A 13,601-nucleotide genomic window follows, 5' to 3' on the forward strand; every position below is an offset into this window, starting at 1 on the left:
CTTTTTCCGGACGGAGCGGCATGGAGATCAGCATCCAGAAGTACGGCGGCAGCTCGCTGGCCGACGACACCCAGGTGGCCGCGGTGGCCCAGCGGGTGGCGCGGACCCACCGGTCCGGTGCCGCCGTGGTCGTCGTGGTGTCGGCCCGGGGTGCCACGACCGACGAGCTGGTCCGCTCGGCCACGGCGGTCAGCACGGCACCGGACCCCAGGGAGACCGACAAGCTGCTCGCGACCGGTGAGCTGGCCTCGGCCGCGTTGCTCGCCATCGCGTTGCGAGAGCTCGACGTTCCCGCGGTGTCGCTGTCCGGGCCGGACGCCGGTCTGCGCGCGGTGGGCCCGCCCGGCGCCGGGGTGATCGCCTCGATCGACACCGGCAGCGTGCGGCAGTGGCTCGACCGCGGTCACGTCGTGGTCGTGGCGGGTTTCCAGGCCCTCGACGACGAGGGGGCCGTGGTCACGCTGGGCCGCGGCGGGTCGGACACCTCGGCGGTCGCGCTGGCCGTCGCCCACGGCGCCCCGGTGTGCGAGATCTACACCGACGTGCGCGGGGTCGCCAGCGCCGATCCGAGGGTCGTGCCCGGTGCCGGCCTGCTGCAGCGGCTGCCCGCGGCGGTGATGGCCGAGATGGCGTTCTCCGGCGCGCGGGTGCTGCACCCGCGGTCGGTCGAACTGGCCGCCGCGCACGGCGTCGACATCGTCGTGCGCGACTCGTCCGGGCTCGGCGAGGGAAGCAGGATCTTCGGAGGGAGAGCGGAGATGCTCGACTCGGACGTCCTAGAAGGACGCGCCGGTGTGGTGGCGGTGACCCATGACGAGAGAGTCACACAGGTCGTGGTCGAGGCCGGTCGGGACCTGGCCGACGGCGGCGCGCGCGTGCTGCAAGCGTTGGCGCGCCTGGAGATAGCGGTCGACTCGGTGCAGTGGCTGTCGCACCGCGACGCGCCGCTGCGGATGCGGTTCTGCGTCACCGACGCCGCCGCGGACGAGGCGGTGACCGCGGTGCGCGGCGAGCTGCCGGAGGACGACTGCGTGATCACCCTGCGGCGCGACGTCGGCAGGGTGTGCGCCGTGGGCACCGGCCTGCTGAGCCGGCCCGGCCTCACCGCGCTGGGTCTCAACGCCCTGTCCACCGCCGGCATCCCGGCCGAATGCGTGTCGTGCAGCCAGGAACGCACGACGTTCCTCGTCGCACGCGACCGCGTGCACGACGCCGTGCGGACGTTGCACGAGCGCTTCGGCCTGCACGACCCGGACACCGCGTCGCAAACCTGACCAACGACCTCCCGAAAGGAGCACGTTCCGGTGAACCAGCCGCAATCGTTCGGCGCGAGGCTGCGCCTGGACCGCATCGACCGCAACGGAGACGGCCGGTTGATGATCGTCCCGCTCGACCACTCGGTCGCCGACGGCCCGGTGACCCCCGACGACTCCCTGGACGAGCTGATCGGCGAGCTCGCCGCGGCCAAGGTCGACGCGGTGGTGCTGCACAAGGGCACCGTGCGTCACCTCAACCCCAAGCTGTTCGTCGACACCTCGCTGATCGTGCACCTGAGCGCCAGCACGGCGCACGCACCCGACCCGGACGCCAAGTACCTGGTGACGAGCGTCGAGGCGGCGTTGCGGCTCGGTGCCGACGCGGTGAGCGTGCACGTGAACATGGGCTCGCAGCAGGAAGCCGAGCAGATCGCCGACCTCGCCCGCACCGCGGAGGAGACCGAGCGCTGGGGCATGCCGCTGCTGGCCATGATGTACGCCCGCGGCCCGCAGATCGACAACGCCACCGACCCCGAGCTGGTCCGGCACTCCGCCACGCTCGCGGCCGACCTCGGCGCCGACCTGGTCAAGGTCAGCTACCCCGGTTCGGCGAGCGCCATGGCCGACGTCGTGCGCGCCTGCCCCATCCCGGTGCTGGTCGCCGGTGGGCCGCCGGTGGACGACCGGCGCGAGCTGCTGCGGCGGGTCGCCGACACGGTGCGCGCGGGCGCGGCCGGGGTCGCCATGGGCCGCAACATCTTCCAGCACCCGACCCCCGGCCGGCTGGCCAGGGACATCGGTGACGTCGTGCACGGTCGCATGGCGATCGCGGCCTGAGCCGGGGAGGCAGTCATGACAGCTCAGATCAAGCAGATGCAACAGTTGCTGGCGGACCCGGCGCTGACCGAGAGCTCGCCCGGTTCGGAGTTCGCGCAGGCCGCGACGCTCGGCAACCCCGGCGACGACGTCACCGTCACCTACCGCGCGTACCTGCCGACGGCGTTCCCGCTGTTCGCCGAACGCCCGCGGTTCACGGTGCGGCAGCTGATGAAGATGGCGACGGTCCGCGACAGCGACGCGCCGTTCGTGCGTGAGCCGCAGCCGGAGCGCGACCGCGGTCAGCGCTCGGGCGTCACGTTCGACACGACCCCGGAGGCGGGGTTCCAGCCGCTGCTCGACGCGGCGAAGCTCACCGACATCGGCGTGTCGCTGCCGGTGCCGCCCGGACTGCTGGAGCACCCGCGGCTGCTGGCGGCGTTCATCGACTTCCGGCTGATCGTGCGGTTCGGCACCACCGAGAACCAGGTGCTGCTGCGCGGCAGCGACGACGGCGCGGTGCCCGGCCTGCTCGACCTGCCGGAGGCCCGCCGGATGACGGTCGACTGCAAGCCGGTCGAGCTGCTCACCAGGGCCGCGGCGCTGGTCGAGGAGACCGGCGGGTCGTGCGACGGGATCGTGGCGCACAACGCCGTGTACTGGCAGGCCGTCGAGTCCGGGCTGCTGGGCCGGCTCGCCGAGGCGGGCGTGCGGATCGCGCGGACCAGGATGATCCCGGAGCACCAGGTGCTGCTCGGTGACTTCCGCGCGGCGACCACGTTCCTCGACCCCGGCATCTCGCACCTGAGGCTGCGCCGCGGCGCGGCCCCGGACGGCGGTGACCTGCTGGAGGCCGGCAGCCGGATGGGCCTGGCCGTGCACCTCCCCCAGCACTTCGTCCTGCTTGAGCAGGAAGGGGCGGGCTGATGCGGGTCCTCTACGTCACCGGCATGATGCGCTGCGGCAGCACGATGATCGGCAACGTCCTCAACGAGGCCCCGCAGGCGTTGCACGTCGGTGAGCTGCACTACCTGTGGCGCAACGGGATCCTCACCGAGGGCACGAACTCCAGCTGCGGCTGCGGGGAGCCGCTGACCGGCTGTCCACTGTGGTCGGAGGTGCTGGCGGCGGAGGTGGCGGCCGACCGGCACGTCGCCGAGGCCGTGGAAGCCGTGCAGGCCACCAGGTTGCGTGCCAGGCACACGCCCGTGCGGCTCGCCGAGGCGCTCGGTGTGCGCAAGGCGCCGCCGGACGTGCGGTGGGTGACCGGGGTGACGGCCGAGCTCTACCGCGCCGCCGCCTCCGCCGCGGGAGCCGAGGTGATCGTCGACAGCTCGAAGTACCCGGCCGAGGCCGCGGCGCTGCTGGGCCGCGACGACCTGGACGTGCGGGTGCTGCACGTCGTGCGGGACGCACGGGCCACCGCGCACTCGTACCGCAAGGACAAGAGCTACGTCACGCGGATGAGCGCCGCGCGCAGCACCGGGTACTGGAGCGCGGTCAACGCCGCCTCCGACCTGCTCGCCCTGGCCGGCCGCGACCGCTACCTGCGGGTGCGCCACGAGGACTTCTCCGCGCGCCCGGACGAGGTGATCGGGCAGGTCATGGCGTTCGCCGGCATCCAGGGCCGCTCCCCGGTGACCGCGGACGGCACGGTCGAGCTGGGCGTGAACCACACGGTGACCGGCAACCCGGACCGCTTCCACCACGGCCAGGTGCTCATCAGGGCCGACGGCCGGTGGCGCACCGAGCTGGACTGGAAGCCCAGGGCGTTCACGACGGCGGCCGCCGCGCCGCAGCTCGTGCGCTACGGCTACCCGGTCCGCGCGGGGAGGGAGGGCTGATGGACCTCGGACTGGACGGCAAGGTCGCGATGGTGGCCTGCGCCAGCAGCGGTCTCGGCCTCGGCGTGGCCCGCGCGCTGGCGTCGGAGGGCGCGGACGTGTCGATCTGCGGCCGTGACCCCGAGCGGCTCGCCGAGGCGCACGGCAAGCTGGCCGCCGTCGGTGGCGGCCGGGTGCACAGCCAGGTCGCCGACGTGCAGTACACCGCCGCGGCCGAGCGGTGGGTCGAGGACACCGTGCTGGAGCTCGGCGGGATCGACGTGCTGGTCACGCACACCGGCGGGGTCGTGCAGGGCCCGGTGAGCGACTTCGACGCCGACGACTACCGCCGCGCCGTCGACACCGCGCTCATCCCGCACGTGGCGATGGTGAAGGCCGCCACGCCGCACCTGCGCGAAGGCGGCTGGGGCCGGGTGCTGATGATCACCTCGGAGGCCGTGCGCCAGCCGATGCCGCACAACGTGCTGTCCGGAGTGGCGCGTCAGGGGCTGCTGTCCTACGCGCGGAACCTCGTGCACGCCTTCGGTGACAGCGGTGTGACGGTCAACGTCCTCGCGCCCGGCTACCACGACACCCCCGCCCTGCGCGGCCCGTCCGGGGAGGACCCCTCCGCCGCGGCCGCCGAGGTACCGCTGCGCAGGGTCGGCGACCCGGACGACTTCGGCGCATTGGCCGCGTTCCTCGCCTCCCGGCAGGCCGCCTTCGTGACGGGGGCGCTGCTGCTGGTCGACGGCGGCAACACGCGCGCGCCGGTGTGACCACGACCTACAGGAGCTGAGATGACGGACCTGGCCGAGACCTATCGCGCCAACGGGTGGTGGCGCACCGACGAGACCCTCGTCGACGACCTGCGCCGCGCGGCGCGGGAGCACCCCGATCGGCGCGCGATCGTCGTGTGGCACACCGACGGCCGTGACACCGAGACGCTGACCTACGCCGAGCTGGAACGCCGCGTCGAACGGATCGCGGCCGGCCTCGCCGGGCTCGGTGTCGAGCGCGGTGACGTGGTGACGCTGCAGCTGCCGAACTCGTGGCAGCTGCTCGCGACGACGCTGGCGTGCGCCCGGATCGGCGCGGTCGCCGGGCCGGTGCTGCCGATCATGCGCAAGCGCGAGCTGACGTTCATGACGAACCTGACGAAGAGTCCTGTCTACATCGGGCCGGTCGAGCACCGCGGCTTCTCGCACGCCCAGCTGAGCGAGGAGGTCGCCCGCGAGGTGGCGTCGATCAGGGAACGTGTCCTGGTCGGCGTCGCCGGCTCGGACGTCGACCTCGGTGACGCGCGGGACTTCGACACCGCGCTGCTGGGCGAGCCCGGCACCGAGGGCGCGGTCTTCGGCGACAACGAGGGCCGCGAGGCGAAGCCGGACGACCTGGCCTACGTCATGTTCACCTCGGGCACCACCGGTGAGCCCAAGGGCGTGATGCACAGCCACAACACGTTGCACGCCACCAACCGCATGCAGATCGACGCGCTGCACCTGCGCGGCGACGAGGTCACCGCGATGGGCTCCCCCACCACCCACAACGCCGGGTGGACGTGGAACTTCACGATGCCGCTGCTGCTCGGCGCGACGTGCGTGCACATCGACAACTGGGACGCCGACCTGATGCTGCGGGTCCTGGAGACCGAGCAGGTCACGTTCTTCATGGGCGCGCCGCCGTTCCTGGTGGACCTGATCGACCGCCAGCGCGAGCAGCGGCGTGACCTGTCGAACCTGCGGACGTTCGCGACCGGCAGCGCGCCGATCCCGCCGGTGCTGGTCGAGCAGGCCCGTGACGTGCTGGGCTGCCGGCTGTACGCGCTGTGGGGCATGACCGAGAACGGCGCGCCGACCATCACGCGGCCGGAGGACCCGGAGATGCGGGCCGCCGAGAGCGACGGCTCCCCCGTGCCCGGCATGGAGGTCCGCGTCGTCGACGAGGACGGCGCCGAGGTCGAGCCGGGAGCGACCGGGCGGTTGCAGGTCAGGGGCGCGACGCAGTGCCTGGGCTACTACCGGCGGCCGGAGGTGTACGCGGACAACGTCACCGCCGACGGCTGGTTCGACACCGGTGACCTGGCGCGCTCCGACGGCCACGGCGGCATCCGGATCGCCGGGCGGGAGAAGGACGTGATCTCCCGCGGCGGCGAGAAGGTGCCCGTGGTGGAGGTGGAGGCGGCGTTGCGGCGCCACCCCGACATCAAGGACGTCGCCGTGGTCGCCTACCCGGACGACCGGCTCGGTGAGCGGGCGTGCGCGGTGATCGTGCCGCAGGGCACGCCGCCGGAGCTGCCGGCGTTGCGCGAGCACCTCGACGGGCTCGGCATGGCCAAGCAGTACTGGCCCGAACGCGTCGAGCACGTGGGCGAGCTGCCGACGACGCCCAGCGGCAAGGTCCAGAAGTTCAAGCTGCGCGAGCAGCTGGTCAGCGGCTGAGGGAGGGCAGGAGATGGACTTCTCGTTCACCGACGAGCAACAGGCGCTGGCCGACAAGGTCAAGGCGTTCGCCGACGAGACGATCGCCCCGCACGCGGCGCTCGACGACCGCGAACGCACGTTCTGGTCGGGTTTCTTCGCCGAGCTCGGCCGGGCCGGGCTGACCGGCCTGGCCATCGCGCAGGAGCACGGCGGCCGCGGGCTGGGCGCGGTCGAGGTCGGCATCGCGGTGGAGCAGCTGGCACGGGCCGAGGCGACCGCCTGCTACCCGGTGCTCAACGCGGCGCTGATCGGCGGCATCATCGGCCGCAGCGGCACGCCGGAGCAGCAGGCCAGGTGGCTGCCGGCGGTCGCGGCGGGCGACGCGGTGGTGGCGCTGGTGCTGACCGAGCCGGAGCACGGCACGGACGCCGCCGCGATCGAGCTGCAGGCCCGGCGCGACGGCGACGGCTGGCTGCTCACCGGCACCAAGACGTCGATCATGCTCGGGATGCACGCGACGCACGGCCTGGTGTTCGCGCGCACCGGCGACGACGGCGCACGCGGCGTGACGGCGTTCTTCGTGCCGCTCAACCGCGAGGGCATCACCAGGGAACGGCTCGACGACCTCGGCGTGCGCGCCGGTGGCCGCGCCACGCTGCGGTTCGCCGACGTGCGCGCGTCCGACGACGAGATCGTCGGCGGCGTCGGCGAGGGCTTCAGCGGCGTGATGCGCGGCTTCGACCACTCACGCGCGCTGATCGCCGTGCTGGCCGTGGCGAACGCCCAGGCCGCGTTGGACGACGCGCTGGCGTACGCCCGTGAGCGCGAGTCGTTCGGAAAGCCGATCGGCAAGCACCAGGGCGTGTCGTTCCCGTTGGTCGAGCACGCCACACGGGTGCACGCCGCCCGGCTGCTCGCCTTCGAGGCGTTGTGGCGCTCCGATGCCGGGCTCGACCACCGCGCCGAGGCGAACATGGCGAAGTGGTGGGCGCCTCGGGTCGGCGTCGACGCCGCTCACCAGGCGTTGCTGACGCTCGGGCACCGGGGCTGGAGCGACGACCACCCGGTCAGCCGGCGGGTGCGCGACGCCATCGGGCAGGAGATCGCGGACGGCACCGAGAACGCCACGAAGCTCGTCGTGGCACGGGAGCTGCTCGGCCGCGAGCACGCGCCGTGACCCCGCACACCACTACTGGACAAGGAGGAACCACGTGACGACCACGCTGTGGTTGACCGGGCTGCCCAGCTCGGGCAAGTCGACACTGGGCCGGGAGCTGGTCGACCGGCTGCGGGAGCGGCGACCGGTGCAGCACCTCGACGGTGACGCCGTGCGCAAGGACTTCTTCCCCGAGCTGGGGTTCAGCAAGCACGACCGCACCGAGAACATCCGCCGCATCGGCAAGCTGGCCGCGATGCTCGCCTCGCACGGCGTGCTGTCGGTCGTCTCGGTGATCGCGCCGTTCCGCGACGTGCGCGACGAGGTCCGCGCCCTGCACGAGGAGGCCGGCCTCACGTTCGTCGAGGTCTACGTCGACGCGCCGGTGCAGGTCTGCGCCGAGCGGGACGTGAAGGGCCTGTACGCCAAGGCCGAGAGCGGTCAGGTCGAGGCGATGACCGGGGTCAGCGACGTCTACGAGGCGCCGGTGTCCCCCGAGGTGCTGGTGAACACCGCGGCGCTGGGCGTCGAGGAGAGCGTGCAGATGATCGAACGGGCGCTGGAGCGCTGCGAGCGCGAACGCCAGGAACAGGACATCCGGGAGGTGGTGCTGCGATGAGCGCACCCGTCAAGGACCGAGCGGTCACCGGCATCGACGCGCTGGAGGCCGAGGCGATCCACATCCTGCGCGAGGTCGCGGGCGAGTTCGACCGGCCGGCGCTGTTGTTCTCCGGTGGCAAGGACTCCACCGTGCTGGTGCACCTCGCGGTGCGCGCGTTCGCACCGGTGGCGCCGCCGTTCACGCTCGTGCACGTCGACACCGGCCACAACTTCCCCGAGGTGCTGCAGTTCCGCGACGACATCGTGGACCGCTTCGGGCTGCGGCTGCACGTGGCGCAGGTGCAGGACTGGATCGACCGCGGCGCCGTGCAGGAGCGGCAGGACGGGATGCGCAACCCGCTGCAGACCGTGCCGCTGCTCGACACCATCACCGAGGAGAAGTTCGACGCGGTGATCGGCGGCGGGCGCCGTGACGAGGAGCGCTCGCGGGCCAAGGAGCGGATCTTCAGCGTCCGCGACAGCTTCGGCCGCTGGGACCCGCGCCGCCAGCGCGTCGAGCTGTGGAACCTCTACAACGGCATGCACTCCCCCGGCGAGCACGTCCGCGTGTTCCCGATCTCGAACTGGACCGAGCTGGACGTGTGGCGGTACGTGGAGGCGCGCGAGATCGAGCTGCCGTCGCTGTACTTCGCCCACCAGCGCGAGGTGTACCTGCGGGACGGCATGTGGCTGACCGCGGGCCAGTGGGGCGGCCCGGCCGACGACGAGGAGACCGTCGAGAAGACCGTGCGCTACCGCACCGTCGGCGACGGCTCGTGCACCGGCGCGGTCGAGTCCGACGCCGCCACCGTCGCCGACATCATCGACGAGATCAAGGCCAGCCGGCTCACCGAGCGCGGTGCCAGCAGGGCCGACGACCGCATGTCGGAGGCCGCCATGGAGGACCGCAAGCGGGAGGGGTACTTCTGATGACGTCCGACCTGTTGCGACTGGTCACGGCGGGCAGCGTGGACGACGGCAAGTCCACCCTCGTGGGCCGGTTGCTCTACGACACCAAGTCCGTGCTCAGCGACCAGATCGACGCGGTGCTGCGCAGCAGCGAGGAACGCGGGCTCGACAACCCGGACCTCTCGCTGCTGGTGGACGGCCTGCGCGCCGAGCGGGAGCAGGGCATCACGATCGACGTGGCCTACCGCTACTTCGCCACGGCCAAGCGCACGTTCGTCCTCGCCGACACGCCGGGCCACGTGCACTACCTGCGCAACACCGTGACCGGCGCGTCCACCGCCGACCACGCCGTGCTGCTGACCGACGCGCGCAAGGGCGTGCTCCCGCAGACGCGCCGGCACCTGGCCGTGATGGCGATGCTCGGCGTTCCCGGCATCACGCTCGCGGTCAACAAGCTCGACCTGGTGGACTTCGACCAGGACACCTTCACGAAGGTCAAGGACGAGTTCGTCGCCCACGCGCGGTCGCTGGGCTTCCGGGAGGACCAGATCACCACCGTGCCGCTGTCGGCGCTGGCCGGTGACAACGTGGTGACCCGTTCCGAGCACACGCCCTGGTACGACGGGCCGACGCTGCTGGAGCACCTGGAGACCGTGCAGCCCGACGACCGCGGCTGCGACGTCGGCCTGCGGATGCCGGTGCAGTACGTGCTGCGCGACGGCGGCAACGACTACCGCGCCTACGCCGGTCAGGTCGCCGCGGGCCAGGTGCGGCCGGGTGACGAGGTCGTCGTGCTGCCGGCGGGCACCCGGTCGACGGTGACCGAGGTCGGCACGCCGGACGGACCGGTCGAGCAGGCCGGTGTCGGGCAGCCGGTGTCGCTGACGCTGGCCGACGACCTGCCGGTGAGCCGGGGCGACCTGATCGCCGCCGCGGACCGGGTGCCGGAGCTGGCCTCCGCGGTCACGGCCACGGTGTGCTGGCTCGCCGAGGAGCCGCTGGAGCCCGGCGCGCGGGTGCTGCTCAAGCACGGCACGCGCACCACGAAGTGCATGGTGTCCGGTCTCGCCGCGCGGTTCGACGAGCAGGAGCTGGTGCTGGAGCGCGAGCCGGAGCGCCTGGAGCTCAACGACATCGGGCAGGTGCGGCTGGAGGTCGCCGACGCGTTGCCGTTCGACGACTACACCGACTGCGTGGCCACCGGCGCGTTCCTGCTGATCGACCCCAACGGCGGCAACACCCTCGCGGCGGGTCAGGTGGGCGACACGTTGTCCGCGGTGACCGGCGATGGGTGAGCGGGTCCGGGTCGTCGTCATCGGCGCCGGCGCGAGCGGGACGCTGGCCGCGGTGCACCTGCTGCGGTCCGGCGTGCCGGTCGAGCTGGTCCTGGTCGACCGCAGCGGCGAGTTCGGGCCGGGCAGGGCGTACCGGACCGGTGACCCCGGGCACCTGCTGAACACCCCCGCGGAGAAGATGAGCGCGGTCGACGACGACCCCGAGCACTTCGTGCGGTGGAGCGGCGCCGAGCCGGGGGCGTTCCTGCCCCGCCGCGACTACGGCCGCTACCTCGCCCAGACGCTGGCGGCCGAGGAGCAGCGGGCCACCGCCGTCGTGCGGCACGTCACCGACACCGCGGCCGGCCTGACCGCCGGGCCCGACGGGGTGACCGTGCGGCTGGCGGCGACCGGGCCGGTGCACGCCGACTTCGCCGTGCTGGCACCGGGCGCGGGCGGCGACGACCCGCTGGCCGGTCTGCTGCCGGACGGGTCGCCGCGGTACGTGGCCGACCCGTGGGCCGGTCCGCTGCCGGTCGACGACGGCGCACCGGTGCTCGTGCTCGGGACCGGTCTGTCCATGATGGACATCGCGCTGACGGTGGCGCCGGGTTCGCCGGTGCACGCGGTGTCGCGGCACGGGTTGCTGCCGCAGCCCCACCGCCGGGCGCCGGGCGCACCGTCCTTCCCGGACCCGCCGGAGCGGGTCGGGTCGCTCGGTGAGCTGCTGCGGTTCGCGCGGCGGTGCGTGTCGGCGGAGCCGGACCGGTGGCGTGACTTCGTCGACCACCTGCGGCCGCACACCCGGCGGCTGTGGCGGCAGCTCGGCGAGAACGAGCAGCGGCGGTTCCTCGACCGCGTCCACCACTACTGGAACGTGCACCGGCACCGGGCCGCACCCGACACCCACCGGCGCGTGCGCGCCCTGCTCGACTCGGGGCGGTTGCGGCTGCACCGCGGCCGGGTCGTGGCCGTGCGCTCACGCGACGACGGCTTCGAGGTGGACCTGACCGGCGGGCGGACGCTGCGGGTGGGGTGGCTGGTCAACGCGACCGGCTTCCGCCGCGGCGGTGGCCCGCTGGTGCGCGGGCTGGTCGAGGACGGCACCGCCACCACGGACCCGGTCGGGCTCGGTGTGCGGACCGGCTCCGACGGCCGCGTGCTGGACCGGTCGGGTGCGCCGCGGCGCATCTTCACGCTCGGCGCGCTGCGGCGCGGTGAGGAGTTCGAGAGCACCGCCGTCCCCGAGATCAGGACGCAGGCCGCGGAGATCGCGGCGCACGTCCGACAAGAGGTGATGACATGAACGACCTGCTGATGTACCCGGCCTACATCGACGGCAAGGACGTCGAGCACCCGGAGGGCCGCTACGTCCACACCGTGTCGGCGCGCGCGGTGCTGGCGGACACGATGCCCGCGCTGGCGTTGAAGCGCGACCTCGACGCCGGTCTGGTCGACGCGCGCGGTGCCGGTCCCGACGTGGTCGGCGGGTGCGCGCTGGCCGACGACCGGATGGCCGCCGACGCGCTGGAAGCCGCCGCGCGGGCGGCACCGGAGTGGGCGCGGGTGCCGTTGCGCGACCGGCTGGAGATCGGGGTGCGCATCGGCGAGCGGCTGCGCGAGAAGCGCGACGACATCGTGGAGCTGCTGGTGGCCGAGGGCCAGCCGCGTGACCTGGCCGGGCCGACGCTGGACGAGTACTGGCGGGCCGACTTCAGCGCCGAGACGCTGAACTGGTGCGCGACCCAGATGCAGACCACCAAGCACCACGGCTGTGGTGGTCACGCGGTGGTGCGGCGGGTCCCGGACGGCGTGGTCTGCGTGAACCCGCCGCAGAACGCCTCGACCCCCAACGCCCTGTTCGGCGCGACCGCGTTGCTCGCGGGCAACGCCGTGGTGATCCGCGCTCCCCGTGGCGTGCCGCTGGCCACGACCCACGCGCTGCGCGAGGTCGTCGTGCCGGTGCTGGAGGAGGCCGGTGCCCCCACCGGCGTGCTGAACATCCTGTGCGGGCCGCCGATGACCGACCTGTGGCTCAGCAGCCCGCACGTCAACGACATCGTCTACGTCGGCGGCAGTGCCAAGGGCCTGGAGTTCGAGCGCGCCGCCGTGGTCGCGGGCAAGAAACCCGTGCTGGAGCTCGCCGGCAACGACTGCGTGGTGGTGTGGGCCGACGCCGACCTGGACGCCGCCGCGGCGGCCATCACCGAGAACTTCCGCCAGTCCGGCCAGATCTGCAACATCCCCAACCACGTCGTGGCGCACCCGGCGATCGCCGACGCGCTGCTGGAGCGGCTGGTGGCCGCGGCCGCCGCGACGAAGCCCGGCTACCCGGACGAGCCGGGGGTCGTGCTCACGCCCGTGCTGATGGCGCAGGCGTACTTCGCCGACATCGCGGACGCGGTGCGCCGGGGTGCGCGGCTGCTGCACGGCGGCCGGCGGCTGGAGGTGGACGGATCGCCGTCGGACACCGGGTTCTTCGTGGAGCCCGCGGTGCTGCGGGTCGACGGGTTCGAGCGGGCGCGGGACATGCCCGCCGTGCGCGAGGAGACGTTCTCGCCGCTGCTGCCGGTCGTGGTGCCCGAGGAGCACGACGGGCTGTTCGACGAGGTGCTGCGGTTCGTCAACACCAACCGCTACGGGCTGCGCAACTCGTTCTGGGTGGAGGACGAGCGGCTGGTGGCGGCGGTCGCCGACGGTGTGACCAACGGCGGTGTCGTCAACGTCAACGACTCGCACTCGGCGTTCCGGCCGTTCCTGCCGACACACGGCGGCACCGGGCTGACCGGCGGCGTGTTCGGCGAGGCCAACTACCTGATGCTGCGCACCACGCACTTGCAGGGCGTGAACATCAAGCGGGGAGGAGCACGGTGAACAAGGAGCACAGCATCGTCCTTCGCACGCCACGACCCGCGGACGAGGTCTTCGACCAGCTGCTGCAACCCGCCCTGTTCGCCGGCGCGGCACCGGACATCGAGTCGGTGACGCCGTCGGCGGAAGGTGACCACTACGCGCTGCGGTTCCGCGGCGGCCTGGCGCGGTGGACGCAGCGCACCGAGGCCGACCCGGCCGCGCGGGTGGTGCGGTTCGAGCAGCTCAGCGGCGACTTCGTGGACTTCGGCGGCAGCTGGGAGGTCGTCGAGGACGGCGACGGCAGCCGCGTCGTGCACCGGGTGGCGTTCCGCACCAGCGTCCCGCACCTGGCGGGGGCGATCGACCCGATGATCGCGCGGGTGCTGCTGCGCGCCGCCGCGGACGTGGTGGGCGGCTTGGCCGGTCCCGCGGAGCTCGTCGAGGGTGCGCTGACCGACGAGGTTCCCTCGGGCGACGCGGTGCCCGCCTAG

General features: G+C 73.1%; 12 protein-coding genes and 1 pseudogene. All 13 read left to right on the top strand.

Annotated features, from left to right (window positions below; all coding sequences use genetic code 11):
* Nucleotides 1–20: 20 nt before the first annotated feature.
* Nucleotides 21–1,274, top strand: coding sequence for an aspartate kinase (locus ADL03_RS01000; RefSeq protein WP_053731410.1), 1,254 nt, complete (start codon nt 21–23; stop codon nt 1,272–1,274).
* Nucleotides 1,275–1,304: 30 nt separating this feature from the next.
* A complete protein-coding gene (locus ADL03_RS01005) occupies nt 1,305–2,093 on the top strand; it encodes a 2-amino-3,7-dideoxy-D-threo-hept-6-ulosonate synthase (protein ID WP_053731411.1) in 789 nt (262 codons plus the stop codon).
* A gap of 15 nt (nt 2,094–2,108) precedes the next feature.
* A complete protein-coding gene (locus ADL03_RS01010) occupies nt 2,109–2,999 on the top strand; it encodes a family 3 encapsulin nanocompartment shell protein (protein ID WP_053731412.1) in 891 nt (296 codons plus the stop codon).
* Complete coding sequence (locus tag ADL03_RS01015; protein ID WP_053731413.1) at nt 2,999–3,916, top strand: sulfotransferase; 918 nt, start codon at nt 2,999–3,001, stop codon at nt 3,914–3,916. Before ADL03_RS01010 ends, ADL03_RS01015 begins: the two co-directional genes overlap by 1 nt.
* Nucleotides 3,916–4,674, top strand: a complete 759-nt coding sequence (locus ADL03_RS01020; protein WP_053731414.1) for an SDR family oxidoreductase — start codon at nt 3,916–3,918, stop codon at nt 4,672–4,674. Before ADL03_RS01015 ends, ADL03_RS01020 begins: the two co-directional genes overlap by 1 nt.
* A 21-nt stretch (nt 4,675–4,695) precedes the next feature.
* Entirely contained in the window at nt 4,696–6,336 is a 1,641-nt protein-coding gene (locus tag ADL03_RS01025; RefSeq protein WP_053731415.1) for an AMP-binding protein, read from the top strand.
* 13 nt (nt 6,337–6,349) lie between these two features.
* A complete protein-coding gene (locus tag ADL03_RS01030; protein ID WP_053731416.1) occupies nt 6,350–7,495 on the top strand; it encodes an acyl-CoA dehydrogenase family protein in 1,146 nt (381 codons plus the stop codon).
* A gap of 28 nt (nt 7,496–7,523) precedes the next feature.
* Nucleotides 7,524–8,093 (top strand): annotated as a pseudogene (gene cysC, locus ADL03_RS01035) (adenylyl-sulfate kinase); the annotation flags it as partial.
* Entirely contained in the window at nt 8,090–9,004 is a 915-nt protein-coding gene (gene cysD, locus ADL03_RS01040; RefSeq protein WP_053731418.1) for a sulfate adenylyltransferase subunit CysD, read from the top strand. The pseudogene cysC and the gene cysD, both read left to right, overlap by 4 nt.
* Nucleotides 9,004–10,278 carry a sulfate adenylyltransferase subunit 1 gene (locus ADL03_RS01045; RefSeq protein WP_053731419.1) on the top strand — a complete coding sequence of 425 codons (1,275 nt, stop codon included), beginning with the start codon at nt 9,004–9,006 and terminating at the stop codon, nt 10,276–10,278. The genes cysD and ADL03_RS01045 overlap by 1 nt, the downstream gene beginning before the upstream one ends.
* The gene (locus tag ADL03_RS01050) at nt 10,271–11,563 is read left to right on the top strand and encodes an FAD/NAD(P)-binding protein (RefSeq protein ID WP_053731420.1); all 1,293 of its coding nucleotides are present in this window, start codon (nt 10,271–10,273) and stop codon (nt 11,561–11,563) included. The genes ADL03_RS01045 and ADL03_RS01050 overlap by 8 nt, the downstream gene beginning before the upstream one ends.
* Nucleotides 11,560–13,131, top strand: a complete 1,572-nt coding sequence (locus ADL03_RS01055; protein WP_231641342.1) for an aldehyde dehydrogenase — start codon at nt 11,560–11,562, stop codon at nt 13,129–13,131. The genes ADL03_RS01050 and ADL03_RS01055 overlap by 4 nt, the downstream gene beginning before the upstream one ends.
* A complete protein-coding gene (locus ADL03_RS01060) occupies nt 13,128–13,601 on the top strand; it encodes an SRPBCC family protein (protein ID WP_053731421.1) in 474 nt (157 codons plus the stop codon). The genes ADL03_RS01055 and ADL03_RS01060 overlap by 4 nt, the downstream gene beginning before the upstream one ends.

Origin of the sequence: Nocardia sp. NRRL S-836 (genome assembly GCF_001279525.1) — a bacterium.
Taxonomy (GTDB): Bacteria; Actinomycetota; Actinomycetes; order Mycobacteriales; family Pseudonocardiaceae; genus Lentzea.